This is a genomic window from Zunongwangia sp. SCSIO 43204 (assembly GCF_019904275.1).
GTDB lineage: Bacteria > Bacteroidota > Bacteroidia > Flavobacteriales > Flavobacteriaceae > Zunongwangia > Zunongwangia mangrovi.
In genome coordinates this window covers 1,083,194-1,104,868 of sequence record NZ_CP063204.1, presented here as the reverse complement: position 1 = coordinate 1,104,868, position 21,675 = coordinate 1,083,194, and the positions used below count along the sequence as shown (strand labels likewise).

At 36.3% G+C, this 21,675-nt stretch carries 25 protein-coding genes; 12 read left to right on the top strand and 13 right to left on the bottom strand.

The annotated features are described in order from the left end of the window. Positions 1-31: 31 nt before the first annotated feature. A complete protein-coding gene (locus tag INR75_RS04920; RefSeq protein WP_223091008.1) occupies positions 32-508 on the top strand; it encodes a thioredoxin family protein in 477 nt (158 codons plus the stop codon). A gap of 31 nt (positions 509-539) precedes the next feature. On the opposite strand, the gene INR75_RS04915 is transcribed toward INR75_RS04920, so the two are convergent. From INR75_RS04915 to INR75_RS04905, 3 genes are all read right to left on the bottom strand, one after another. Continuing rightward, positions 540-1,037 carry a hypothetical protein gene (locus tag INR75_RS04915; protein WP_223091007.1) on the bottom strand — a complete coding sequence of 166 codons (498 nt, stop codon included), beginning with the start codon at positions 1,035-1,037 and terminating at the stop codon, positions 540-542. Positions 1,038-1,113: 76 nt separating this feature from the next. Further along, on the bottom strand, positions 1,114-1,422 hold the full coding sequence (locus tag INR75_RS04910) for a hypothetical protein (RefSeq protein WP_223091006.1): 309 nt from the start codon (positions 1,420-1,422) through the stop codon (positions 1,114-1,116). A 360-nt stretch (positions 1,423-1,782) separates the two neighbouring features. Further along, positions 1,783-2,523: a TerB family tellurite resistance protein gene (locus INR75_RS04905; RefSeq protein ID WP_223091005.1), complete on the bottom strand. Its 741-nt coding sequence runs from the start codon at positions 2,521-2,523 to the stop codon at positions 1,783-1,785. A 179-nt stretch (positions 2,524-2,702) separates the two neighbouring features. On the opposite strand from INR75_RS04905, the gene INR75_RS04900 reads away from it, so the two are divergent. From INR75_RS04900 to INR75_RS04880, 5 genes are all read left to right on the top strand, one after another. After that, positions 2,703-3,113 carry a BrxA/BrxB family bacilliredoxin gene (locus INR75_RS04900; RefSeq protein WP_013069643.1) on the top strand — a complete coding sequence of 137 codons (411 nt, stop codon included), beginning with the start codon at positions 2,703-2,705 and terminating at the stop codon, positions 3,111-3,113. Positions 3,114-3,211: 98 nt separating this feature from the next. Then, entirely contained in the window at positions 3,212-3,595 is a 384-nt protein-coding gene (locus tag INR75_RS04895; protein WP_223091004.1) for a hypothetical protein, read from the top strand. A gap of 54 nt (positions 3,596-3,649) precedes the next feature. Continuing rightward, positions 3,650-4,381, top strand: coding sequence for a 1-acyl-sn-glycerol-3-phosphate acyltransferase (locus INR75_RS04890; RefSeq protein ID WP_223091003.1), 732 nt, complete (start codon positions 3,650-3,652; stop codon positions 4,379-4,381). Between the two features lie 3 nt (positions 4,382-4,384). Continuing rightward, on the top strand, positions 4,385-5,041 hold the full coding sequence (locus tag INR75_RS04885; protein ID WP_223091002.1) for an HD domain-containing protein: 657 nt from the start codon (positions 4,385-4,387) through the stop codon (positions 5,039-5,041). 57 nt (positions 5,042-5,098) lie between these two features. Next, entirely contained in the window at positions 5,099-5,527 is a 429-nt protein-coding gene (locus INR75_RS04880) for a hypothetical protein (RefSeq protein ID WP_223091001.1), read from the top strand. Here the strand turns inward: INR75_RS04880 and INR75_RS04875 are convergent. The 10 genes from INR75_RS04875 to INR75_RS04830 all read right to left on the bottom strand — a co-directional run bounded on the left by INR75_RS04875 (position 5,524) and on the right by INR75_RS04830 (position 16,642). Next, a complete protein-coding gene (locus INR75_RS04875; RefSeq protein ID WP_255584645.1) occupies positions 5,524-6,381 on the bottom strand; it encodes an Fpg/Nei family DNA glycosylase in 858 nt (285 codons plus the stop codon). The genes INR75_RS04880 and INR75_RS04875 overlap by 4 nt on opposite strands. Positions 6,382-6,553: 172 nt before the next feature. Beyond that, positions 6,554-7,834, bottom strand: coding sequence for a hypothetical protein (locus INR75_RS04870; RefSeq protein WP_223091000.1), 1,281 nt, complete (start codon positions 7,832-7,834; stop codon positions 6,554-6,556). Positions 7,835-7,918: 84 nt separating this feature from the next. Beyond that, positions 7,919-8,995, bottom strand: coding sequence for a PA0069 family radical SAM protein (locus INR75_RS04865; RefSeq protein WP_223090999.1), 1,077 nt, complete (start codon positions 8,993-8,995; stop codon positions 7,919-7,921). A gap of 179 nt (positions 8,996-9,174) precedes the next feature. Beyond that, positions 9,175-9,957 (bottom strand): enoyl-CoA hydratase/isomerase family protein, encoded by a 783-nt coding sequence (locus tag INR75_RS04860; protein ID WP_092539894.1) that lies wholly within the window; start codon positions 9,955-9,957, stop codon positions 9,175-9,177. A gap of 216 nt (positions 9,958-10,173) precedes the next feature. Beyond that, positions 10,174-11,628: a PAS domain-containing sensor histidine kinase gene (locus INR75_RS04855; protein WP_223090998.1), complete on the bottom strand. Its 1,455-nt coding sequence runs from the start codon at positions 11,626-11,628 to the stop codon at positions 10,174-10,176. Between the two features lie 99 nt (positions 11,629-11,727). Further along, a complete protein-coding gene (locus INR75_RS04850; protein WP_223090997.1) occupies positions 11,728-12,276 on the bottom strand; it encodes a CopD family protein in 549 nt (182 codons plus the stop codon). Between the two features lie 37 nt (positions 12,277-12,313). Further along, on the bottom strand, positions 12,314-13,663 hold the full coding sequence (locus tag INR75_RS04845; protein WP_223090996.1) for an MATE family efflux transporter: 1,350 nt from the start codon (positions 13,661-13,663) through the stop codon (positions 12,314-12,316). Further along, positions 13,663-14,697: a ferrochelatase gene (gene hemH, locus INR75_RS04840; RefSeq protein ID WP_084841907.1), complete on the bottom strand. Its 1,035-nt coding sequence runs from the start codon at positions 14,695-14,697 to the stop codon at positions 13,663-13,665. Before hemH ends, INR75_RS04845 begins: the two co-directional genes overlap by 1 nt. 183 nt (positions 14,698-14,880) lie before the next feature. Next, entirely contained in the window at positions 14,881-15,588 is a 708-nt protein-coding gene (locus INR75_RS04835; RefSeq protein ID WP_223090995.1) for a ThuA domain-containing protein, read from the bottom strand. Between the two features lie 157 nt (positions 15,589-15,745). Further along, positions 15,746-16,642 (bottom strand): AraC family transcriptional regulator, encoded by an 897-nt coding sequence (locus tag INR75_RS04830; RefSeq protein ID WP_223090994.1) that lies wholly within the window; start codon positions 16,640-16,642, stop codon positions 15,746-15,748. Positions 16,643-16,843: 201 nt separating this feature from the next. Between INR75_RS04830 and hemA the strand changes: the two genes are divergently transcribed. The 6 genes from hemA to INR75_RS04800 all read left to right on the top strand — a co-directional run bounded on the left by hemA (position 16,844) and on the right by INR75_RS04800 (position 21,675). Beyond that, positions 16,844-18,097, top strand: coding sequence for a glutamyl-tRNA reductase (gene hemA, locus INR75_RS04825; RefSeq protein ID WP_223090993.1), 1,254 nt, complete (start codon positions 16,844-16,846; stop codon positions 18,095-18,097). Further along, complete coding sequence (gene hemC / locus INR75_RS04820; protein ID WP_223090992.1) at positions 18,094-19,008, top strand: hydroxymethylbilane synthase; 915 nt, start codon at positions 18,094-18,096, stop codon at positions 19,006-19,008. The genes hemA and hemC overlap by 4 nt, the downstream gene beginning before the upstream one ends. A gap of 5 nt (positions 19,009-19,013) precedes the next feature. Further along, on the top strand, positions 19,014-19,664 hold the full coding sequence (locus INR75_RS04815; protein WP_223090991.1) for a uroporphyrinogen-III synthase: 651 nt from the start codon (positions 19,014-19,016) through the stop codon (positions 19,662-19,664). A gap of 51 nt (positions 19,665-19,715) precedes the next feature. Further along, entirely contained in the window at positions 19,716-20,087 is a 372-nt protein-coding gene (locus INR75_RS04810) for an endonuclease domain-containing protein (protein ID WP_223090990.1), read from the top strand. An 80-nt stretch (positions 20,088-20,167) separates the two neighbouring features. After that, positions 20,168-21,196, top strand: coding sequence for a uroporphyrinogen decarboxylase (hemE, locus tag INR75_RS04805; RefSeq protein WP_092539885.1), 1,029 nt, complete (start codon positions 20,168-20,170; stop codon positions 21,194-21,196). Beyond that, entirely contained in the window at positions 21,196-21,675 is a 480-nt protein-coding gene (locus INR75_RS04800; protein ID WP_223090989.1) for a hypothetical protein, read from the top strand. The genes hemE and INR75_RS04800 overlap by 1 nt, the downstream gene beginning before the upstream one ends.

Genomic DNA, 21,675 nt, shown 5'->3' with positions numbered 1-21,675 from the left:
GCTGAAAGCTGACAGCTCAACACAACAAAACATGATCAAAAATCTTCAAATATTGATTATATTTTTAGTATTTCCAGTATTCGGTTATGCTCAAAAAGGTGATTCGATAAGCTGGATCGATTTTGAACAATTAGAAGACTCTTTGGCGCTAAAACCAAAGAAAACCTTTATTTATTTTTATGCCGACTGGTGCGTGTATTGCAAAAAAATGGATCGAAATGCATTTAAAGATCCTGAAATTATCAAAAAATTAAACTCCGATTATTACGCCGTAAAAATGAATGCTGAAAGTACCGATACGATCACTTTTGAAGGTCAGAAATTCTATAATCAGCAGGGAGAAAATATACGAAATGGCATTCATCAGATTCCGATATTATTGGCAAGTAGGGAAAACAAGGAATTTAGCTTACCGGCAATTTTAATTTTAGATGAAAAATTTAATGTTGAAAATCGCGAATTTGAGTATTTAACCACTAAAAATATGTTGGAGCTTTTTGCTGATTAGCCTGTATTTAAATCTGGTTTTATCTGTTGACTTAGTTCTCTTCCTCCAAATTAATAACATAAAGCAATAGAGCTGAATTCAACTCTAAATATTCTAAACTTGTTTCATTAGACGATGCTTCAATAACCTCATAATAAGAAATACCACATCGCAAATCATGTCTTTCTGCCAAAAAATCTACAGTCACGCTGTTGTAGTTTTCAGCTGTTATTGTAAACTGAAAACTAGATCTCCTTGGTACGACTTTAAAAAATATTGAATTACTGAATATTCTAAAATCAGCATCTTGTTCCCCAAATCTATCTTCTTTAATTAACTCAAAGTCGAGAGTTTCGGAATTTGATTCTACCCTTATATTTTCAGGATCAATTGATCCGTTCTCAATAAGATTATTGCCTGAGGCATCTACAAATCTTAAATTTAAACCTGGAATTATAGGAGAATATGCAGCACAATTAATATCCTCTTCATCTCCCGCACAACCAGCGAAAAGTAAAAAAACAAATAATAACCCTAAAGTATATTTCATAATGACATATTTATCAATAAGATACAGAAAATATAGAATGGTTGCGTAGAAACTAAAAAATGGTGGGGCTTATTAGCTATTTATTTAAAGCAACAACTACTAAAAACTGAATTGGTGGGATTTCTATAATGTTTAAAACTTCGCCATTTGATGAAGCTTGATTTGGCAGATATAAGCTTACGTTACAAGGTAAATTTTTTCGGATTGTGGAAAAGTCAATTTCAATAGGATTAAAACCTTCGGCCTGTATTTGATATTTGAAAGACTCTGCATAAGCAATCGATAAGGCTAACGAATGATCTAATAATCTAATTCCACTATCAGGTTGCGCATAATCATTTGCGGGTATATATCTAAAAGAAGCGTTTTCGAAATCTGCGTTCACATTAATATTTTCAGGGTCTATCGTTCCGTTTTCGAGTAAGTTTTCTCCAGAAGTATCTTCTAATCTTAGAAATAATTGTGAAAAGGCTGGGTCGTAAAGGGCACAATCTATATTTTCCTCATCATCATCTGAACAACTAATAAATAGCCCAATAACAAGTATTCATCTTGAAATAGATTTCATATTCTAAATTTTAAAATAGATACCTAAAAAAGTAAATGGTTGCGTGAAAAAGATTTTTTTGCGTTAGGGATTGCAGCGAAAATCCTTTTGCGAGGCACGAGCAAAAGATTGTAGCGTAAAGCCCGGCCGCAGGCAACGCCCAAATTAAGCCTCTAACATTTGCTGCATCAATTACAATTAGAAGCCGCGTTCTTTTTGGATGGTTTCGTAAGCTTCCTGCACTTTATCGAATTTCTCGCGAGCACCTTTTTTATAAGCTTCGTCCATATGTTCTAACTTATCGGGATGGTACTTCTTTACCATTTTTCGGTAGGCTTTTTTCACATCGCTATCTGAAGCAGATTTCTCGATCTCAAGTATTTTATAGGCATTATCTGGCGTTTGTTTAAAGAACATCGCCTTGATACTTTCAAAATCTTTAGCACCAATCCTAAGATAACTAGCGATCTTTTGGATCATATTCGCTTCTGAAGCACTTACCGATCCATCGGCCTGGGCGATCCCAAATAAAAAGTGCGTGATCTGTAAACGGGTTGGATATTGCGTTCGGCTGGCTAAATACTGCGAAATTCGGGAGGCCGATAATTCACGATTTTTAATAACATCGTTAAAGGTTCTAAAAGTTGCATTGGCACGTTCTTTCCCGTAGGCACGCACAAAATAAGAACGTACATAATCGAGTTCGGTTTGTGAAACTTTACCATCTGCCTTGATCACCAACGCGCAAAGCGACAACAAATGAAGCTCGAAATCTCCCGGACTTACCGTAGAAGACTGCTTTCCTCCCATCATCGATTTTAGAAAACCACCGCTACTACGATTCCAATTATCTAAAAGTGTCCCAATAATAAAACCAATAATGGCCCCGGGATATCGCATGTACATAAAACCTAAAACAGCTAGAAGCCACTTTATCATAAATCGCAAATTTTTAGCAAAGATAACATTTACAAAACTAACCGCTTTTATTGTAAGGCAAGGGATTTAAGCACGACAACTTTAGAAGAAATTAGGTTTAAGGGCTGATTTTCATTAAGCTGAACTTAATTTAATATCTTTGTAAACTAATAAAGTCTAATACTAATAAATTACAATATATGTATCCAGCAGATTTAGTAAAGCCAATGCGTGAAGATCTTACAAGCATAGGTTTTGAAGAATTACATACCGTAGAAGATGTAGAAGCGGCAATGAAAAAAGAAGGAACTACGCTTGTTGTAGTAAATTCTGTTTGTGGATGTGCTGCAGCAAATGCTCGTCCAGGTGCTAGAATGTCTTTACAAAACGCAAAAACTCCAGATAATCTTTATACCGTTTTTGCAGGTGTAGATCGCGAAGCTACCGATGTTGCTCGTGGTTTTATGGTACCGTTCCCTCCATCTTCTCCTTCTATGGCATTATTTAAAGATGGTGAGTTAGTGCACATGTTAGAGCGTCACCACATCGAAGGGCGTCCTGCTGAAATGATCGCTGAAAACCTTACCGGTGCTTACGACGAATTCTGCTAAGCAGCATTCCATTTAAAATATCAAAAACCGACAAATTGCTTGTCGGTTTTTTTTATGCTCCAAAAGCAACCTATTTAGATTATTTGTATCTTATTATTATGAAGAAAAAAATCTTGCTCATATTATCGATTTTCAACCTCGTTTCCTGCGCCAATGATGATACGGCTGAAAGTAAAGCAGCTTATGAAATGCAACTTCAGGAACAACTAGAAGCTATAACTAATTTTGCGAGTTCTGGAAATTGCAATGAAGATACAGATTGCGATTATTTAGCCTACGGAAGTAAAGCTTGCGGCGGCCCACAGGGATATGTAGTTTTTTCAACTGCTATAGATGTAGATCTGCTGAAAGAAATGATCGAAGATTATACAAAGCTGGAAGACGAGTATAATAATAAATTCAATATATTTTCAGACTGCTCCATCGAAGATTTCCCAACGATTGGATGTGTAGATTCTAAGTGCGCCGAAATGATCGAATAAGAATTACGCGGCTATTTCCTTTAAAAACTTATTTTTGTAGCTTTAATTTAAGCAATGAAAAAAGTTTTATCATATCCGTTAACGGTCATATTTTATTTTTTCTTCTTTCTAACCCTACTAATTTTTCATCCTATCCAATGGATCTCATTAAAATTAGGCGGTTACCAGACACATAAAAAGAGTGTCGACATTTTCAATTTCTTTCTGCTACGTTGCCTTAATTTACTGGGAACGCGATTTGTAGTAGAAAACGAACATCAAATTCCGGTTGAGCGTCCCTGTATTTTTGTGGCAAACCACCAGGGAATGTACGATATCCCTCCTATTGTTTGGTACATGCGAAAGCATCATCCAAAATTTGTAAGTAAAAAAGAACTGGGAAAAGGAATACCAAGTATTTCTTTCAATTTAAGACATGGCGGCTCTGTACTTATCGATCGTAAAAACCGAAGGGAAAGTCTGCTTAAAATGGCCAAATTTGCCAAATATTTAAAGAAAACCAATCGATCTGCTGTAATATTCCCTGAGGGAACCAGAAGTCGCACCGGAAAACCTAAAAAGTTTGCTGCCAGCGGTATGCAAATGCTTTTTAAACAAATGCCACACGCCCTGGTGGTGCCTATCACCATTAACAACAGTTGGAAGCTTTTTCGCTACGGTAATTTCCCTTTAGATATCGGCGTTACCATGCGAATGAAAGTACACGAACCTATTGAAATCGACTCTACACATCCAGAAAGCCTGGTAGCACTAGTTGAACGTACTATTATAACTGATATTCGATAAAATATGACTCAAAATGAATTGATCATCGAAAACACGATTCAGTTTGTAAAAGAAACTTTGGAAAATGCTGAAGGTGGTCACGACTGGTTTCATATCGAGCGGGTTTTAAACAATACTAAGCTAATCGCCAAAACTGAAGATGCAGATGATTTTATTGTGCAACTGGGCGCTTTGTTGCATGATATCGCCGACTCGAAATTTCATAATGGAGATGAAAGCATTGGGCCAAAAATAGCAGCCGAATTTTTAGAATCTCAGCAGGTTTCTACGGAAGTTAGTGATCATGTGGTAAAGATTATTCAGAATATCTCTTTTAAAGGCGGAAATATTGAACAGAAATTTCATTCCGCCGAACTTGATATTGTTCAGGATGCCGATCGTTTGGACGCCATTGGTGCGATAGGAATTGCGAGGACATTTAATTATGGCGGATTTAAAAACCGAGCGATTTACGATCCCGAAATCGAGCCAAAACTGAATATGACCAAAGAGGAATATAAAGCTTCGAACGCACCAACCATTAATCACTTTTACGAAAAATTATTATTGCTAAAAGATCGCATGAACACTAAAACAGGTACCGAAATTGCACAAAAACGCCATGAATTTATGGAGCAGTTTTTAGATCAGTTTTACGCAGAATGGAATGGGTTGAAGTAGATAGTTTTAGGAAGCAGTTGGCAGTGAATTTTTAGAATACAACAAAAAAGACAAAAAATGAATTTAAAATTCATCAAAATTTTGGGATTGTATCAATTAATAGCAGGTGCTTTGGGCATTTTGACTTTCTTGTTCTTCCTTCACACAATTGATCTTTTAAACGTGACATTAAATGGCTTATCTATTTATAGTGGTTACCTCCTTCTGAAAAAAGACTTTAAAAAAGGACTTAATTTATCTATTATCAATCAGTTCCTACAAATTATTGGGATAAGTCTATTAGGATTTACCTTCAAATTTGTCGCCGGAATTTGTCTTGGTTTTTATATTGATCTTACTTCAGATACTATAATTGGTGCTTCCGTTAATTTGAATATCTGGCAAATGAGTTTTAGTTCAAATACTGAGCAAATAAGGATCAGTTTAAACTTTATACCCGTGATCTTAATTAATTATATTTTTAGGGAAAAAGCTAAGCTGAATTAGAATTCCCCCTGGCAAACCGGACAGAAATAAGTGGTTCTTCCAGAAACTTTTGTTTGTTCGATCTTACCGTTATTTCGTGGGCAATCGGCGTCTTCACCTTCTTTTCTTAATCGGGTTAAGTAAGATTCAGGAACTCGTTTTCCTTCGATTCTGGCTTCTTTTACCACTTCTAAAACATCCCCTATTTTATCGAAAATCGATTTTAGTTGTTTTTGGCTTAAATTATTTACCTTATTTTTAGGATGAATTTTAGTTTGAAATAAAACCTCATCGGCATACATATTTCCTATCCCGGCAATTAAACTTTGATTCATCAACAAGCCTTTAATCGTACCGCTTCTACCATCACAGATGTCTAAAAACTGTTTTTCAGAAATTGCTAAAGCATCTACGCCAAGATTGTGAGATTCCTGAAATGCTTCAACACTTTCAGCTAGATATAGTTTTGCGAATTTACGCGGACAAGTAAACGCAAGCTTAGAATCATCTTCAAAAATCAGTTTTAATTTCGTGTATTTTGGTGTTTCATCATGCTGATAAAAATCTAGTTTTCCGGTCATTCCAAAATGCATCACCAGCACTCCGTTTTTCTTTAGTTTCAGAAATAAATATTTTCCCAACCGAGTTGTAGACTCAAATTCGTTGTTTTTAAGATGCTTTTCAAAGTCAGATTTCGGCGATTGATAGATCTTTTTATCTCCGGTTTCAACAGCAATTATCTTTTTGTGTAGAATCGTAGCATCTGCATATTTTTGCTGGTAAGCAACTTCAGGAAGTTCGGGCATGGTCTTTTTACAGTTTACAGTTTTCGGTTGAGCTTTCAGCCTTAAGCTATCAGCTATCGGCTTATTCAAAATTCAGCATTTAGAATTCAAAATAATTTAGCAAATCTTCAAATTATCTTGTCTCTAAAATTAAAACTCCTGAAACCAGAATTCGCTAAATTCCTGCTAAAGTTTAAACTTCAACATATCAAAAACACTAAAAAATCTATCTAAAAAAACTACAATTTCGAGAAAAATAGACTTATCGATTAAAAGGATATTTAGAGATCCAATGAAAACCTCTGTTGTTCAGCAAGAAATCTTCACGCCCTTTTCTTTCGGTTTTAAAATAGATACTATCGCCTTTAAAAATACCTTCAAACTCATAAACATTCGATTCCGGTTTCATTTTGTAATCAAAAAACCCAACTTTACTAGAATCACGTTCCTTTAAATAGATCTTTTGGGCAACGGTATCTGTTTCTGCCACGTAATAAACACCTTCATCATTCATTTTTTGAAGATACATCAGCTGTGGCCGATCAAAAATAAGTCGCTTAAATTGCAAACTATCATCTAATCGAGCCGGTCTTTTCTTATGATTCAGCTGAAATTCATTTAGTTCATAAATTCCGTATAACTCATGTTTAGGACCAAGGTCACCATACATATCTTGTCTACGTATTGTAGAAATCAGTTTTAAAACAACAAACACAATGATGAATAAAAACTTAGCAATTTGAAGCGTATAATTTTTCCATTTTTTCGAAAATGGTTTTACATATTCGATTTTAGAAACATCACGATTAAGGATAAAAACATTCAGTAATCTTTTGCCGTCGATTAAAATCAAAAAGGCTGAAAAAACACATAAATGCAATGAAAATTGTTTTACAGGAATATCATAAGAAATATTCATCATAAAAACATTTAACATCACCCCAAAACTCAAAACGGCACCTAATGTTCTGGTTCGTTTGAATATAAGCAGAATAGCAGCAATAGTTTCAGACCAGCCTGCAAATACGGTGTAGGTTTTAGAAAACCCCATATAATTCCAGGCCAGTCCCATTGGTGACATTTCGCCAAAAGGAGTTACAAGCCTTATTAAATATGGCTCTCCAAACTGAAGTTTAAAGACTTTAATGATTCCGTAAGTTAACAATACAAATATTAGGTAATAACGTATGTATTGTCCTCCTATATAAATGAGTTTATTCGAATTTATTTTTCTTCGGAAGAGTAAGAAAATCACTGTACAAAGTATAAAACTTAGAATCCCGATCAATAAACATCTCACAAAGTCGTACAAGGTGTCTCCACTTCCTGTATTTTGAACATGATAAGCATCTGGGTTATTAAGAAAAGTCTCAGCGAACCACGGAACTATAACATGCCAAGTATTTTGATGGAATATCCTTTCAAAAAAATACAGAGGAGTAAATGAGTTTAGCGGAAAAGGAAAAATATAAAGAACCGAATAAATAAAGAAAAACAGAATTACATATTTCAGCAATTCTTCGCCAAAGGAATTGAGTTTCATAATTTTTGATTGATGGTTTAAGTCTGAATGAAAAGGCTTTCCAATAAATAACGAAACTCTAATTAAAATATTTTCAGCGCATTATTAAAACAACTTCATCTGCTCGTCTTTGTAAATCTCGTGTAAACCACAGTTCAATGTCGGCCGCTCACGATCTTTCAGGTATAAATTTCTAGCAATTTTAAACTGTTGCTTTACCTGGTCTGCGAATTCTCCTTCTCCTTTCATCCGGGTTCCAAATCGGCTATCGTTTAAACTTCCGCCGTGAACACTTTCAATTTGATGAAGCACTTTACTAGCTCTATCGGGCATGGTTTTATTGATCCAATCGGTAAAGATCGTACCAATAGCACCGTTCAATCTTACGATCGTATATCCAACACTAAGCGCTCCTCTATTCGCAATTTCTTTAACCAGGGGCATAATTTCATGGCTGTTGACTGATGGAATTATTGGTGCCATCATCACATTAACCGGAATTCCTTTTGCTGAAAGTTTCTCGACAGTTTCCAATCGTTTTTTGATACTTGCTGTACGAGGTTCTAAAATTCTTCGCGTTTCTTCCTGTAAACTGGTGATCGAAATATTTACGTGAACTAATCGGTCTTTATGCAGCTCTTCTAAAATATCAAGATCCCTTAGCACCAAGGCATTTTTGGTAATAATACCCACCGGATGCCGATATTTTAAAAAGGTTTGAAGCAATTTTCGGGTAATTTCCAATCGCTTTTCTACCGGCTGATAGCAGTCTGTATTTCCCGATAAAACGATCGGCGCTGCCTGCCATTTTTTACTGCGGAGTTTCTTTTCTAATAACTCGACCGCATTTTGCTTTACCAAAATTTTCTGTTCGAAATCCAACCCTGGACTAAAACCCCAATATTCGTGAGAATTCCGGGCGTAACAATAAATGCAACCATGCTCACAACCCTGATACGGATTTAAAGAATAGCTCATCCCAACATCGGGACTTTCTACTTTATTCACGATAGTTTTTGGGAACGTATCGATAATTGTGGTTTTGCTTTCTTGAAAATCATCACCTTCTGTAGCGCAATAATTCAGAAAATCATCTCTAAACTCGTGGCTATTTGCATCAAATCGATTAGGAACATTGCTCTGTGCTCCTCTACCTTTTATATACTCTTGAGATTTGGACATTTCACAAAATTATGGAATTTTTCCACTTATGAGGAAATTATCCTAATTTATTTCCAAAAAAATACCTCAAGATAAATCCATGAGGCACTTTTTGATGATGTATTTTATATCGAGGCAAGGCTCGAATTATTCAATCTCTATTATCGCGTAAATCCAAATTTGTCGATAAGGGTCAGTTTCTATTTTCCGGGAAATTCTGCTTTTCGTTTATTCAAGAAAGCTGAAGTTCCTTCTTTAAAATCTTCGGTTCCAAAAGCATTTCCAAATTCGTTGATTTCAACCTCAAATCCATTAACGCCTTTTTCATAGCTCGCATTAATCGCTTTTATCGCTCCTTCAATAGCAACCAAAGAATTTTTAAGGATCTTCCCGGCTAGCTTTTCAGTAAATTCTAAAAGCTCTTCCTGGGTGGTTACATGGTTTACTAAATTATATTGCAAAGCCTGATTAGCATCGATCATTCCGGCCGTCATGATCATTTCCATAGCGCGACCTTTACCTACGATTTGCGTCAACCGCTGTGTACCGCCATAACCAGGAATTACGCCCAAAGAAACTTCAGGCAATCCCATTTTAGCATTTTCAGAAGCTACTCTAAAATGTGCTGCCATCGCTAATTCCAATCCGCCGCCTAATGCAAATCCATTCACCGCTGCAATTACCGGTTTTGGAAAATTTGCCACAAAATCAAACAATTTCGCCTGACCTTCCGCTGCTAACTGCTTTCCTTCTTCCGGAGAAAAGTCGGCAAACTCGCTAATATCGGCACCGGCAACAAAAGCCTTTTCACCACTTCCGGTTAAAATAATCAATTTTACATCTTCATCATCTTTAGCTTCAGAAAAAGCTTCGTGAAGCTCTTGTATCGTGTCTTTATTTAAAGCATTAAGTTTAGAAGGACGATCGATAGTAATGTAAAGGATCTCGTTCTCTTCTTCAACTAAAATATTTTGGTAACTCATCGTGTTGGTTTTTTATTTTTGATTGTCCGTAATTTGTAATAATTGGTTGTGTTCGTCATTCCGGACTTGATCCGGAATCTCATACTGTATTGAAAACCGAACTATTGTGATGAGACCCTGAATCAAGTTCAGGGTGACCACACCTAATTATGATCTATTCAATTTTTTATTAAAGGTAGCATTTTGAACCTGTCTTCCCAAACACCAGCAATCAGGTTATTTAGGAAAACGGACTTTAAAGATAGTTCCTTTGCCTGGTTTTGAAGTGAAATTTATACTTCCTTTATAAGTTTCTACGATGTTTTTAACCATGGCAAGCCCTAATCCCATTCCGCTGCTTTTAGTGGTAAATTTGGGTTCAAAGATCTTTTCGCGATTTTCTTCTGTAATTCCCTGCCCGTTATCACAAACACTAATACATACATTATCCGGCTCTTCGTCGATGCTCACCACGATCTTTGGATCTTCGGTTTCATCCATCGCCTGGATAGCATTTTTCACCAGATTGGTCACTACGCGGATGAGTTGCGTACGATCGAATTTGGCTAAAATTTCTTCTTTTTCTGAATTAAAGACAATATAATTTTCGTTGAAAATATCAAGCGCCAGTTTGGTGATCTTAGGCACATTTAAGGTTTCGTTTTGCTGCGCCGGCATTTTTGCAAAGTTTGAAAATGCTGAAGCAATCGAACTCATCGTATCGATCTGGTTGATCAAGGTGTCACAAAATTCATTGACTTTTTGTTCAATTTCGGGATCATGACGATCGAATCTACGCTCAAAACTCTGCACACTTAATCGCATTGGCGTAAGCGGATTTTTAATTTCGTGTGCTACCTGCTTTGCCATTTCGCGCCAGGCCTGTTCTCGTTCGCTGGTCGCCAGTTTTACCGCACTTTCTTCCAGCTCGTCGATCATCGAATTATATGCTGAAATTAATGCATAGATCTCTTCGGAAGCGTTACTGAGTTCGATCTTCTGGTTTCGCTTATCAAGCCGGGTTTGATTAATTTTTTCTGAAATTATCTTTAAAGATTTCGTGATATATTTTGAAAGGAAATAAGACAGAATAATCGCCAAAGCCAGCATAAAAAGATACACTTCACCAAGACGCATCAGGAAATCGTTAAGGTCTCGATTTAATACACTATCATCCTGAAGATAGGGCAAATACAAGATCGCTAAAGGTTTAAAACGCTGATCTGTAATATAAGTGTACGACGACTGAAATTTCTCTCCGTTCGTTTCTCCTTTCAGTAAATATCGCCGATTAGAAGAAGCATCTAATTTGGCTAAAATCGGTTTATCGATCTGGTAATCTGTAGTGTCTTTAAAAAAATTCTCTTTAGAACTTATCAATAATCTTCCTTCAAGATCATAAATATTGATCTGCATCTCATGCACCTGAGACATCTCGTAGATCTTTTGATTTTGTTTAAAAATGGAAGGAATATTTTCAGTATTCACCATGTAGGTGGTACTAGCCAAAACAAAGTTTATATTTTCACGTATCGCTGTTTCTTTTCGTTCCAGGCGCTCACGGTGATAAGCTTCCGCTTCTTCTTTATATTGGTAAACGGTGACACCGGCGATCAAAATAGAAGCTCCCAATACCAAAAGGATCATGGAAATAAAAATACGCGTACGTAAGGATAATTTTAAAAGCTTCATAAATTGCCAGTTACCACAAATTAATCAAAATCATTGGGTTGATATTCGATGATTTAAGACTAAATTATTTTTTCAGAAACGAATCAATTATCACACCAATTACGCATCTGGATTTTTAGAGCGTATCTTTTTATATAATTTGATTCCGAGCATTAGTAGAATTCCCAATGCAAAAATTCCTATTACTCCGTAGATCCAATTCAGCGCATTTCTAACAATTACCAGGAATATTACTGAAAACAGGATAACGGTAGAACCTTCGTTCCAAAGACGCATTTGTCCTGAAGTATATTTTACTTTATCAACCTGAAGTTGTTTAAAAATATGATGCGTTTTTAAATGATATGCAATTAGCAAAATCACAAAACCAAGCTTTACGTGCATCCATCCCTGTTGCAACCAAACGGGCTGCATGATTAATAAGATTATTGCGAATAAAGTTGCTAGGATTGCCGATGGCCAGGTAATAATAAACCATAAACGCTTAGCCATAAGTTTTAGCTGTGTTCCTAAAATCGACTTATTGGGTTCGGGTTTATCAAAAGCTTCAATTTGGTATACAAACAACCGCGGAATATAAAAAAGCCCGGCAAACCAGGTGATCACAAAAATAAGATGAAGCGATTTTATGTAATTATAATATTCCAAAGGCTGCTATTTAGGATACAAATTAAAAGCTTTTCTATTAATCGTGTTTTAAATTATGCCTGATTTCACGATTTACAAAATAACCCGTTACAATGGTTGAAAGTACATCGGCAATTGGGAAACTTATCCAAACGCCTAATTCTCCGTAGTAATTCGGTAAAATTAAAATAAGAGGAATAAAGAAAAATCCCTGCCTGGAAAGTGTTAGTAATAAAGCCGGAACTGCTTTTCCTATCGCCTGAAAATATGCCGCACCAATAAGTTGTAAGGCGATAATTGGCGTTGCTGCAAAAACCCAACGCATAGCACCAGGTGTACGCTCGATAATAGCTTCATTTTGGGTAAAGATCATTGCAATTTCTTTCGAAAATCCCATGATTAAACCAAAAACCACGCACCCCATTAAACAAGCATATAGGATCGCTTTATTGATAGAACTGCGGACTCTGCCATACTTTTGAGCACCGTAATTATAGCCGGCAATTGGTAAAAATCCTTGTGTAATTCCCAAAACCGGAAATAAAGCAAACATCAGCATTCTACCAATGATCGCATAAACAGCAACTCCGTCTTCACCAGCCAGATCAAAAAGAATATTATTCATTAATAAATAAATAATGCTCACCACCGCCTGGCGTGCCAACGTTACAAATCCCAAAGACCCAATCTCACGAAGAATAGGAAAATCTAGCATAAAATGACTAATATCAATCTTTAATTCAGATTTACCAGAGAAGACAAAAAACCAGAAAATATATAGAAAACAAACCATATAAGATCCTGTAGTTGCCCAGGCAGCGCCATACATTCCAAGATCCATAACATTTATAAAAAGATAATCGCCTATAATATTTCCTACGGAAGGAATAATCATCGAGATCATGGCGAAATTTGGTTTTCCTTCAGCTCTAATCACATTATTCCCCATCATGTTAAGCGCCAAAATTGGCACTCCGTAAAGGACAATGCGGTAATAGATCTTTGCAGGTTCAAAAATATCACCTTTCCCACCAAAAGCAGGAATAAGCTCGTTGATAAAAACAAGGCCCAAAACCACCAAACTAACACATAATAAAAGCGTTAGTGTAATTTGATTTCCGAAGGTTTTACGTGCTTTTTTATCGTTATCTGCACCAAGTGCACGGGAGATGATTGAAGAACCTCCAATCCCGATACTCATCCCTAAAGCAGCAATAAAAAATGAAATAGGCAAAACCACATTAATTGCGGCTATCGCAGTAGAGCCAATCCAGTTTCCTACAAAAATGGTATCTACCAGGATATTTAGCGACATCACCAGAATCCCAACAGATGCGGGTAATGCCTGCCGAATTAAAAGTTTACCTATGGATTCATTTCCAAGCGCTTCAGAGCTTACTTTTGCCATTATGCTTCAACGGGTTTTTGATGCGCCCACTCGTCTACCCAGCGAGACAGCATTTTAACCCAGTCTTCACGATCATTTAAGCAAGGAACCACGGTAAATTCTTTTCCACCAACTTCATGGAAAATTTCTTCTCCTTCCATCGCAATTTCTTCCAAAGTTTCTAAACAGTCTGAAACAAAAGCAGGGGTAACAATGGCCATTTTTTTGATGCCTTGTTTTCCAAAACGCTCTATCGTTCTATCGGTATACGGTTTTAACCATGGATCGAATCCTAATCTGGACTGAAAACTTACGCTATAAGTTCCTTCTTTCAGATTTAAATATTCAGCTACCAGTCTTGTGGTTTCGTAGCATTGATGACGGTAACAAAATTGGTGTGCAGAAGAAGCTGTTTGGCAACAACTACCGTCGATCTTACAATGCGAATTTGTGATATCACTTTTTCTGATATGGCGCTCCGGAACTCCGTGATAAGAGAATAACAAATGCTCAAAATCGAGATTTTGTAATCGCTCCTGAATGCTATTTCCTAAAACACGAATATAATCTGGATGATTATAAAATGCCGGAACCGAAGTAAATTTCATCTCAGGGAAATGCTTTTGGCGCAACTGTTCAGCCAGTACCAAAATAGTTTCGGTTGTTGCCATTGCAAATTGTGGATACAACGGAAAAAGCAACACTTCGTCTACTCCTTTTTCTTTAAGTTCTTTTAAACCATCGTAAATACTTGGCGTTCCGTAGCGCATGGCCAGAGCAATTGGCACCGAGGTCATCTCGTCTACTTTTTCCTGCAACCTTTCAGAAAGAACAATTAATGGCGAACCTTCTTCCCACCAGATCTTTTGGTAAGCCTCGGCAGATTTTTTTGGTCGGGTATTCAGGATAATTCCTTTTACCAACAGCGAACGAAATACGTAAGGCACGTCGATTACCCGCTCGTCCATTAAAAATTCACCAAGATATTTTTTTACGTCCTTTGGATCTGTGCTATCGGGGGATCCCAGATTAACTAAAAGTACGCCTTTGCTCATGTCTTTCTCTTTTTTGCATTACAAAGTTAAGCCTATAAATTTGTTCAACTATAAATTAGTATTATACTTTTTTATTAAACAATAGCTAAAATTTTGCTTCTTAGATGAAGACTTAAAACTATTCAGTTCTAAAAATTTAGATGAAATCTCACGCAAGCTTGATATTCGATGTTTTTGAAGGATTTATTTTAATAGGAACTGAATACATTTCACTAAATGTTCTCTAAAAAGCGGCTCGTTATAAGATGCTGCAGTGTGCCCACCACCGGTATAGATCATTTTTCCGCCACTTTGAAGTTCTTGAAACCAGGCATGTGGATGAAATTCACCATTTTTACCGCCTTCGTACGAAGTTTCATTTAGCTGAAGCAACACCTGGAGATGCGGATTTATATTTTTGAAGTTATACCACTCGTCTCTACGCTTCCATTTTTTGGGTAAATGAGCAACTGTAGAATGATCTGGCATTTCAACCATAACTTCAGCTTCCTGGATATGCGGATGACTTTCAAAATAAGCGCCAATAAACTTTCCGTACCACGGCCAATCATATTCGGTATCAGACGCGGCATGAATTCCGAAGAAATTACCACCATTTTCGATATATTTTCTGAATTTTTCCTGCTGATCTTCAGTAAAAACATCTCCAGTTGTACTTAGAAAAATCACTGCATCGATATTCGATAATTCTGAAACAAATTTTTCTGCATCGTCTGTCGCACTGATCGTCCAATTATTTTCTTCTGCAATTTCTTTTAAAGCGACAATTCCCGTTGGAATAGATTCATGCTTAAAGCCAGCTGTTTTATAGAAAATCGATAATTTTTCCTGTGCATTTACCAGCGTAACACTGAAAACTAAGAGCAGAAAAGAGAGTTTTTGAAGTTTCATTTTGTATTGAAGTTGACGGATTATAAAAGCTTTAAGCGAACAGCTGTCAGCTAAAATTCAAAATTTAATTTTTCATCCTGATTTTTATATCTTGACTCTCAATTATCAAATCGACACATCACCGCATTTTCAAATTGAAAAAAGTCTACTTTCTTAATCAATGCGTTGCCGGTAAAGACATTAAATACTTTTTAGGCGTGGTGCCAAATTTCTTTTTAAAGGCTGCAATAAAATGACTAGCGGTGCTGTAACCTACTTTTAAACCGACTTCATTAACATTGTATTCGCCAGTATCCAATAATTTGCGAGCATATTCCATTTTGTAATCAAATAGAAAACTGTAAACCGAATCGCCATAGATCTGCTTAAAACCTTCTTTTAATTTCTTTAAACTTAGGTTTATTTCGTCTGAAAGTTCTTGTAAAGATGGTGGCTCGGCCATTCTGGCGATGACGATGTCTTTTGCTCTCCTAATTTTTAGGATATTTTCTTCATCACTTAAAAATGGGCATTGCTCTACATTTGCATCTTCTGCCCTGTTAAAATAAAGACTGAGTAATTCGTAAGCTTTGGCTTTAAAATACAGGCTTTTTATGGTTGGTGTAAGATTAGAATTCATCACCTGATTTAAAACGATTGCCATAGATGGTGATATTGGTGAATCTTTATAGTATTTTTTATCCTTGTTCTCTGTGCTTAAAAAGGAGATATAATTAGCTTCTTCAGAAAATAAAGCATGGAATTTCTTTATCGAAATAACCAATGAAATTAACCAGGACTTAGGTCCTAAAACCAGATTTAGCGGTAAATTTCGCTGCGGATTATATAAAATAAGTGATTTCTCTTCAGCCAACGGAAGTTCGTATCGACCTTCGTTAAATAAGAATTTACTTTCTCCCTTTACATTAAAATGAAATTGTATAAAACTAGTATCTACTTCACGTTCAACAACCTGTTTATCAGAAGTTTCGTTCTGAAACTTTAAAATATGAAAACCTTCTTCTACTTTAGTCTCTTCCGTTAGACTTACAGCGATATTTTTTTCCTCTTCCATCGTTTAAAAATACTATTATTTATTTAGAAACAATCTAAACTAATACGTTCTTAGCGTTCATTATTACTACAAAACTATGCTATTTCAAGCATTTACGACCATAAATATACTAAAATCCCTGTTAGCGACACAAATAGTACTTTGAGCGTTATTTTTTACGTTAACAATATTTTAATTTTGCTTCGCAATCCCTAAAAGTTCATGGAAAGTTCGATTTCTAAAGGAAGACATTTTTACATCATTGGTCTTAGCTATAAAAAAGCAGATGCTGAAATTAGAGGACATTTTAGTCTAAATGAAGAAGCTAAAACCAGGTTGTTAGAGCAGGCGAAGAAAGAAGGTATAGACGGAGTTTTGGCAACCTCAACGTGTAATCGTACAGAGGTTTATGGCTTTGCTGCACATCCATTTCAGCTCATAAAACTATTATGTGAGCACACCCACGGTACGGTAGAAGAATTTGAGAAAGTAGCCTATGTTTACAAAAACAAACAGGCGATATCTCATATGTTTAGAGTAGGAACTGGCTTAGATAGCCAGATTCTTGGTGACTTCGAAATTATAAGTCAGTTACGAATTGCTTTTGCCCAGTCTAAAAAAATAGGATTATCAAATGCCTTTACAGAGCGTTTGGTAAATGCCGTGATCCAGGCCAGTAAACGTATTAAGAATGAAACCGAAATTTCTTCAGGAGCAACTTCTGTTTCTTTTGCTTCCGTTCAGTATATATTAAAAAATGTAGAAGATATTTCTAATAAGAATATCTTACTCTTCGGGACCGGTAAAATTGGCCGAAATACCTGCGAAAATCTTATTAAACACACTCAAAATAAGCACATCACTCTAATTAACCGAACTAAAGATAAGGCTGAAAAAATTGCCGGAAAATTTAGTTTAACAGTTAAAGATTACGCCGATCTACAGGCTGAAATTAGAAATACAGATGTTCTTATCGTGGCAACAGGAGCGCAAAACCCAACGATTAGTAAAGAACTTATTTATTGCAAAAAGGATTTATTGATCCTAGATCTTTCTATCCCTAAAAATGTTGCTGAAGATGTTGAAGAACTGGATAACGTAAGATTGGTTCATTTAGATCATCTTTCTCAGATTACCGATGAAACCCTTCAACGCCGTAGAAAATTTATTCCTGAAGCTGAAGCGATTATTGTTGAAGTAGAAAGTGAATTCAACAAATGGCTGGAAACTCGCAAATTTGCGCCAACCATTAAAGCGCTGAAGAAAAAACTACGAATGATGAAAGACGCTGAACTTGATTTTCAGCGTAAAAAAATAGCTGATTTTAATGATGAGCAGGCCGAAATTGTAGGCAACAGGATTATTCAAAAGATCATGAAGCATTTCGCCAATCATCTTAAAGAAGACAGCAACACTACAGACGAAAGCTTAGAACTTATCCAAAAAGTCTTTCAGTTAGAAGAACAAGTACGATGAATAAAGTGATACGCATAGGAACACGAGACAGCGAACTGGCCTTGTGGCAGGCAAAAACTGTACAATCTGCACTTGAAAAATTAGGGCATCAAACCGAACTTGTTCCCGTAAAATCTACCGGAGATCTAAATTTGGACGTTCCGCTTTACGAAATGGGCATCACCGGGATTTTCACCAAAACGCTCGATGTTGCCATGCTTACCGGCAAAGTAGATATCGCGGTTCATTCTATGAAAGATGTCCCAACGGCTTTACCCAAAGGAATTGTAGAAGCGGCCGTTCTAAAACGTGCAAATACGCAGGATATTCTTATTCATAAAGGTACCGACTTTTTAAACGCTGAAGGGACGATCGCTACCGGAAGTTTACGTAGAAAATCGCAATGGCTTAATCGCTATCCAAATCATAATGTGGTTGATCTTCGCGGAAATGTAAATACGCGAATGCAAAAGCTGGAAGATAATGATTGGAACGGAGCCATTTTTGCCGCTGCCGGATTAGAAAGAATCGAAATAAAACCTGAAAATTTTATCGATCTCGACTGGATGATTCCTGCACCTGCACAGGGCGCAATGCTGGTTGTGGCTTTAGAGAAAGATGAATTTACCAGAACAGCTCTTGGCGCTTTAAATCATTATCAAACAGATCTTGAGGTTCATGTAGAACGTGAATTTTTACGGACTTTAGAAGGTGGTTGTACCGCACCTATCGGGGCTTTAGCAAAGATCGATAATGACGATATTCTACATTTTAAGGGTGCTCTTTTTAGCTTGGATGGTTCGCAAAAGATCGAAGTAGAAAAAAGAATCGCTGCCGATAATGTTCCCGGATTTGGAAAATTTTGTGCTGAAGAAATTCTTGCCAAAGGTGGCGCGGAACTGATGAAACAAATCAAGGAAGTTTTAAACTAAGGCTTATGGCCACTGTACTTTCCACAAAAAAACTTAGCGTTTCGCAAAAGCAATTACTGCTTGGCGCCAAAATTGGATTAGTGGAATACAACGCCATAAATATAGAATTTATCCCATTTTCATCGAATATCGACCTGGCGGAAAATGCCATTATCACGAGTAAAAATGCGTTTAAAGCTATTCAGGATAAAGTAAAGATCGAGAAAGCATTTGTGGTGGGATCTAAAACTGCAGCCTTGCTAAAGGAAAATGATATTGAAATTGCTGAAGTTGCCGATAATGCTACAGTATTAGCTGAAAAAATTATCGAAAATCATCAAAATAAGCATTTTACTTTTTTCTGCGGAAATAAACGTAGAGACGAGCTACCACTTCAGCTAAAGCAAAAACAAGTATCTTTTGAAGAAGTTGAAGTGTATAAAACAAGCCTCAATTTTGCCGAATTTAAGCAGGAATTTGATGGTGTTTTATTCTTTAGCCCAAGTGGTGTAGAAAGTTACTTCAGCAAAAATAAAATAGGAGAAGCTACGGCATTATGCATTGGAACAACCACGGAAAATTCAGTAAAAAAATATACCAAAAACATAATAACAGCTACCCAACCAAGCATTGAAAATGTAATCGTTCAGGTAGTGAAGAAATATAATAAGTATTAATTGACCTCCCCTCTAAAAAGAGGGGATTGAGGGGTGTGTAAAAATTATAACATGAAAATTTATTACAATCCAAAACTTAAAGAGTTAGCCCGTCAATTGCGAAATAATGCTACAAAATCAGAAATAAAACTTTGGCAACAGTTGAAAGGTAAAAAGATGTATGGTTACGATTTTCATAGGCAGAAACCAATTGATAATTACATCGTAGATTTTTTCTGTAATAAATTAAAATTAGCCATCGAGTGTGATGGATATTCTCATCAATTACCAGAAGTGTGGGAAAAAGATGTAAAAAAAGAACAAAGATTAAATGAGTTAGGGGTTACTGTACTTCGATTTAGTGATGACATGATAATGAATGATATATCCAATGTAATTCGTAGCATTGAAAATTATATCATTAATTTTGAAGCAAATAATTAATACACACACCCTGATTTTTATTTTATAAAAATCTTCCCCTCTTTTTAGTGGGGAATACATTGAAGATAAACAACAAAAACATGATTAAAAACGATCTTTTCTTAAGAGCTTTAAAAGGAGAAACGGTAGAGCGCCCACCAGTTTGGATGATGCGCCAGGCAGGTCGCTACTTACCAGATTTTATGAAGCTAAAGGAAAAATACGATTTCTTTACACGTTGTCGCACGCCAGAACTTGCTGCAGAAATTACGACGATGCCGATAGAGCAAGTTGGTACAGATGCTGCCATTTTATTTAGTGATATTTTGGTGGTGCCACAGGCAATGAATGTAGAAATTGAGATGAAACCCGGTGTAGGTCCTTTTTTACCAAACCCGGTTCGCAGTCCGCTTGATGTTAACGACATTATCGTTCCAGATGTTTACGAAGAATTGGGCTATGTCTATGACGCTATAAAATTAACCAAAGAACGTCTTAACGATGAAGTCCCGTTAATTGGATTTGCAGGTTCACCATGGACGATCTTATGTTACCTGGTGCAGGGACAGGGTTCTAAGAATTTTGATAAAGCCAAAGAATTTTGTTTTAAACGCCCAGATGCGGCACAGGTGTTACTTCAAAAAATTACCGATACCACAATTGCTTACCTAAAAGGAAAAGTAAAAGCTGGTGTCGATGCGATACAGATCTTTGATTCTTGGGGAGGTTTACTTTCTCCAACAGATTATCAAACCTATTCCTGGAAATATATTCAGCAGATCATCGATGCTCTAAAAGATGAGATTCCTGTAATTGCTTATGGTAAAGGTTGTTGGTTTGCGCTAAAGGAAATGTCACAATCTGGCGCTGCTGCTTTGGGTGTAGACTGGACGTGCTCTGCAATTAATGCAAGGTACTTAAGTGGTGGGCAAATAACGCTTCAGGGAAATTTTGATCCTTCAAGATTATATTCTACCCCACAGGAAATCAAGAAAATGACCACCCAAATGATCGACGAATTTGGTAAAGATCGTTATATCGCCAATTTGGGACATGGGATTTTACCAGATATTCCGGTTAGAAATGCGCAGGCATTTGTAGACGCGGTTAAAGAATACAAACCCAGATAATGGCAATTGGGGCAAGAATACGGCAGCTTAATTTTAAAGAGATCTTTATTCTGCTGAAGTTATTCCTGCCCCAACCATTTTATATTTTCCCAACCTATCGCGCTACAAGAGTAACATTAAAGCTTTGCGACAGGCTTTTTGGGAAAAAACATTATCAGGATAATCGGGAAAACGCTTTTAGGCACGCTTACTGGAATTTCTTAATTGCTGAAAAAGTTTTTCAGAAAAATAATTCGGTTGAAGAATCGATAATCTGGGCAAAAAAAATCACTGATCTGCATGAGCGAATGGCTCCTAATAAAGCTTTAGCGCGAGCAATGGATCTTCATAATAATGAAGTAGGACGAAATCTCTTCAGCAATAATCCTGAAGAAAGTGCCGTTGAAAGACTTCAGGATTTAATGAATTCCGCAGTAAAAATTACAGAACCAGAGCTATCGAAATTCGATAAAAATCAACTTGTTTTTATAGAAGAATAA

Excerpts from the sequence above, each read along its gene's own strand:
- INR75_RS04920 (WP_223091008.1), top strand. The coding sequence starts at position 32 with ATGATCAAAAATCTTCAAATATTGATTATATTTTTAGTATTTCCAGTA.
- INR75_RS04915 (WP_223091007.1), bottom strand. The coding sequence starts at position 1,037 with ATGAAATATACTTTAGGGTTATTATTTGTTTTTTTACTTTTCGCTGGT.
- INR75_RS04905 (WP_223091005.1), bottom strand. The coding sequence starts at position 2,523 with ATGATAAAGTGGCTTCTAGCTGTTTTAGGTTTTATGTACATGCGATAT.
- INR75_RS04900 (WP_013069643.1), top strand. The coding sequence starts at position 2,703 with ATGTATCCAGCAGATTTAGTAAAGCCAATGCGTGAAGATCTTACAAGC.
- INR75_RS04895 (WP_223091004.1), top strand. The coding sequence starts at position 3,212 with ATGAAGAAAAAAATCTTGCTCATATTATCGATTTTCAACCTCGTTTCC.
- INR75_RS04890 (WP_223091003.1), top strand. The coding sequence starts at position 3,650 with ATGAAAAAAGTTTTATCATATCCGTTAACGGTCATATTTTATTTTTTC.
- INR75_RS04885 (WP_223091002.1), top strand. The coding sequence starts at position 4,385 with ATGACTCAAAATGAATTGATCATCGAAAACACGATTCAGTTTGTAAAA.
- INR75_RS04880 (WP_223091001.1), top strand. The coding sequence starts at position 5,099 with ATGAATTTAAAATTCATCAAAATTTTGGGATTGTATCAATTAATAGCA.
- INR75_RS04870 (WP_223091000.1), bottom strand. The coding sequence starts at position 7,834 with ATGAAACTCAATTCCTTTGGCGAAGAATTGCTGAAATATGTAATTCTG.
- INR75_RS04865 (WP_223090999.1), bottom strand. The coding sequence starts at position 8,995 with ATGTCCAAATCTCAAGAGTATATAAAAGGTAGAGGAGCACAGAGCAAT.
- INR75_RS04860 (WP_092539894.1), bottom strand. The coding sequence starts at position 9,957 with ATGAGTTACCAAAATATTTTAGTTGAAGAAGAGAACGAGATCCTTTAC.
- INR75_RS04855 (WP_223090998.1), bottom strand. The coding sequence starts at position 11,628 with ATGAAGCTTTTAAAATTATCCTTACGTACGCGTATTTTTATTTCCATG.
- INR75_RS04845 (WP_223090996.1), bottom strand. The coding sequence starts at position 13,663 with ATGGCAAAAGTAAGCTCTGAAGCGCTTGGAAATGAATCCATAGGTAAA.
- hemH (WP_084841907.1), bottom strand. The coding sequence starts at position 14,697 with ATGAGCAAAGGCGTACTTTTAGTTAATCTGGGATCCCCCGATAGCACA.
- INR75_RS04835 (WP_223090995.1), bottom strand. The coding sequence starts at position 15,588 with ATGAAACTTCAAAAACTCTCTTTTCTGCTCTTAGTTTTCAGTGTTACG.
- INR75_RS04830 (WP_223090994.1), bottom strand. The coding sequence starts at position 16,642 with ATGGAAGAGGAAAAAAATATCGCTGTAAGTCTAACGGAAGAGACTAAA.
- hemA (WP_223090993.1), top strand. The coding sequence starts at position 16,844 with ATGGAAAGTTCGATTTCTAAAGGAAGACATTTTTACATCATTGGTCTT.
- hemC (WP_223090992.1), top strand. The coding sequence starts at position 18,094 with ATGAATAAAGTGATACGCATAGGAACACGAGACAGCGAACTGGCCTTG.
- INR75_RS04815 (WP_223090991.1), top strand. The coding sequence starts at position 19,014 with ATGGCCACTGTACTTTCCACAAAAAAACTTAGCGTTTCGCAAAAGCAA.
- INR75_RS04810 (WP_223090990.1), top strand. The coding sequence starts at position 19,716 with ATGAAAATTTATTACAATCCAAAACTTAAAGAGTTAGCCCGTCAATTG.
- hemE (WP_092539885.1), top strand. The coding sequence starts at position 20,168 with ATGATTAAAAACGATCTTTTCTTAAGAGCTTTAAAAGGAGAAACGGTA.
- INR75_RS04800 (WP_223090989.1), top strand. The coding sequence starts at position 21,196 with ATGGCAATTGGGGCAAGAATACGGCAGCTTAATTTTAAAGAGATCTTT.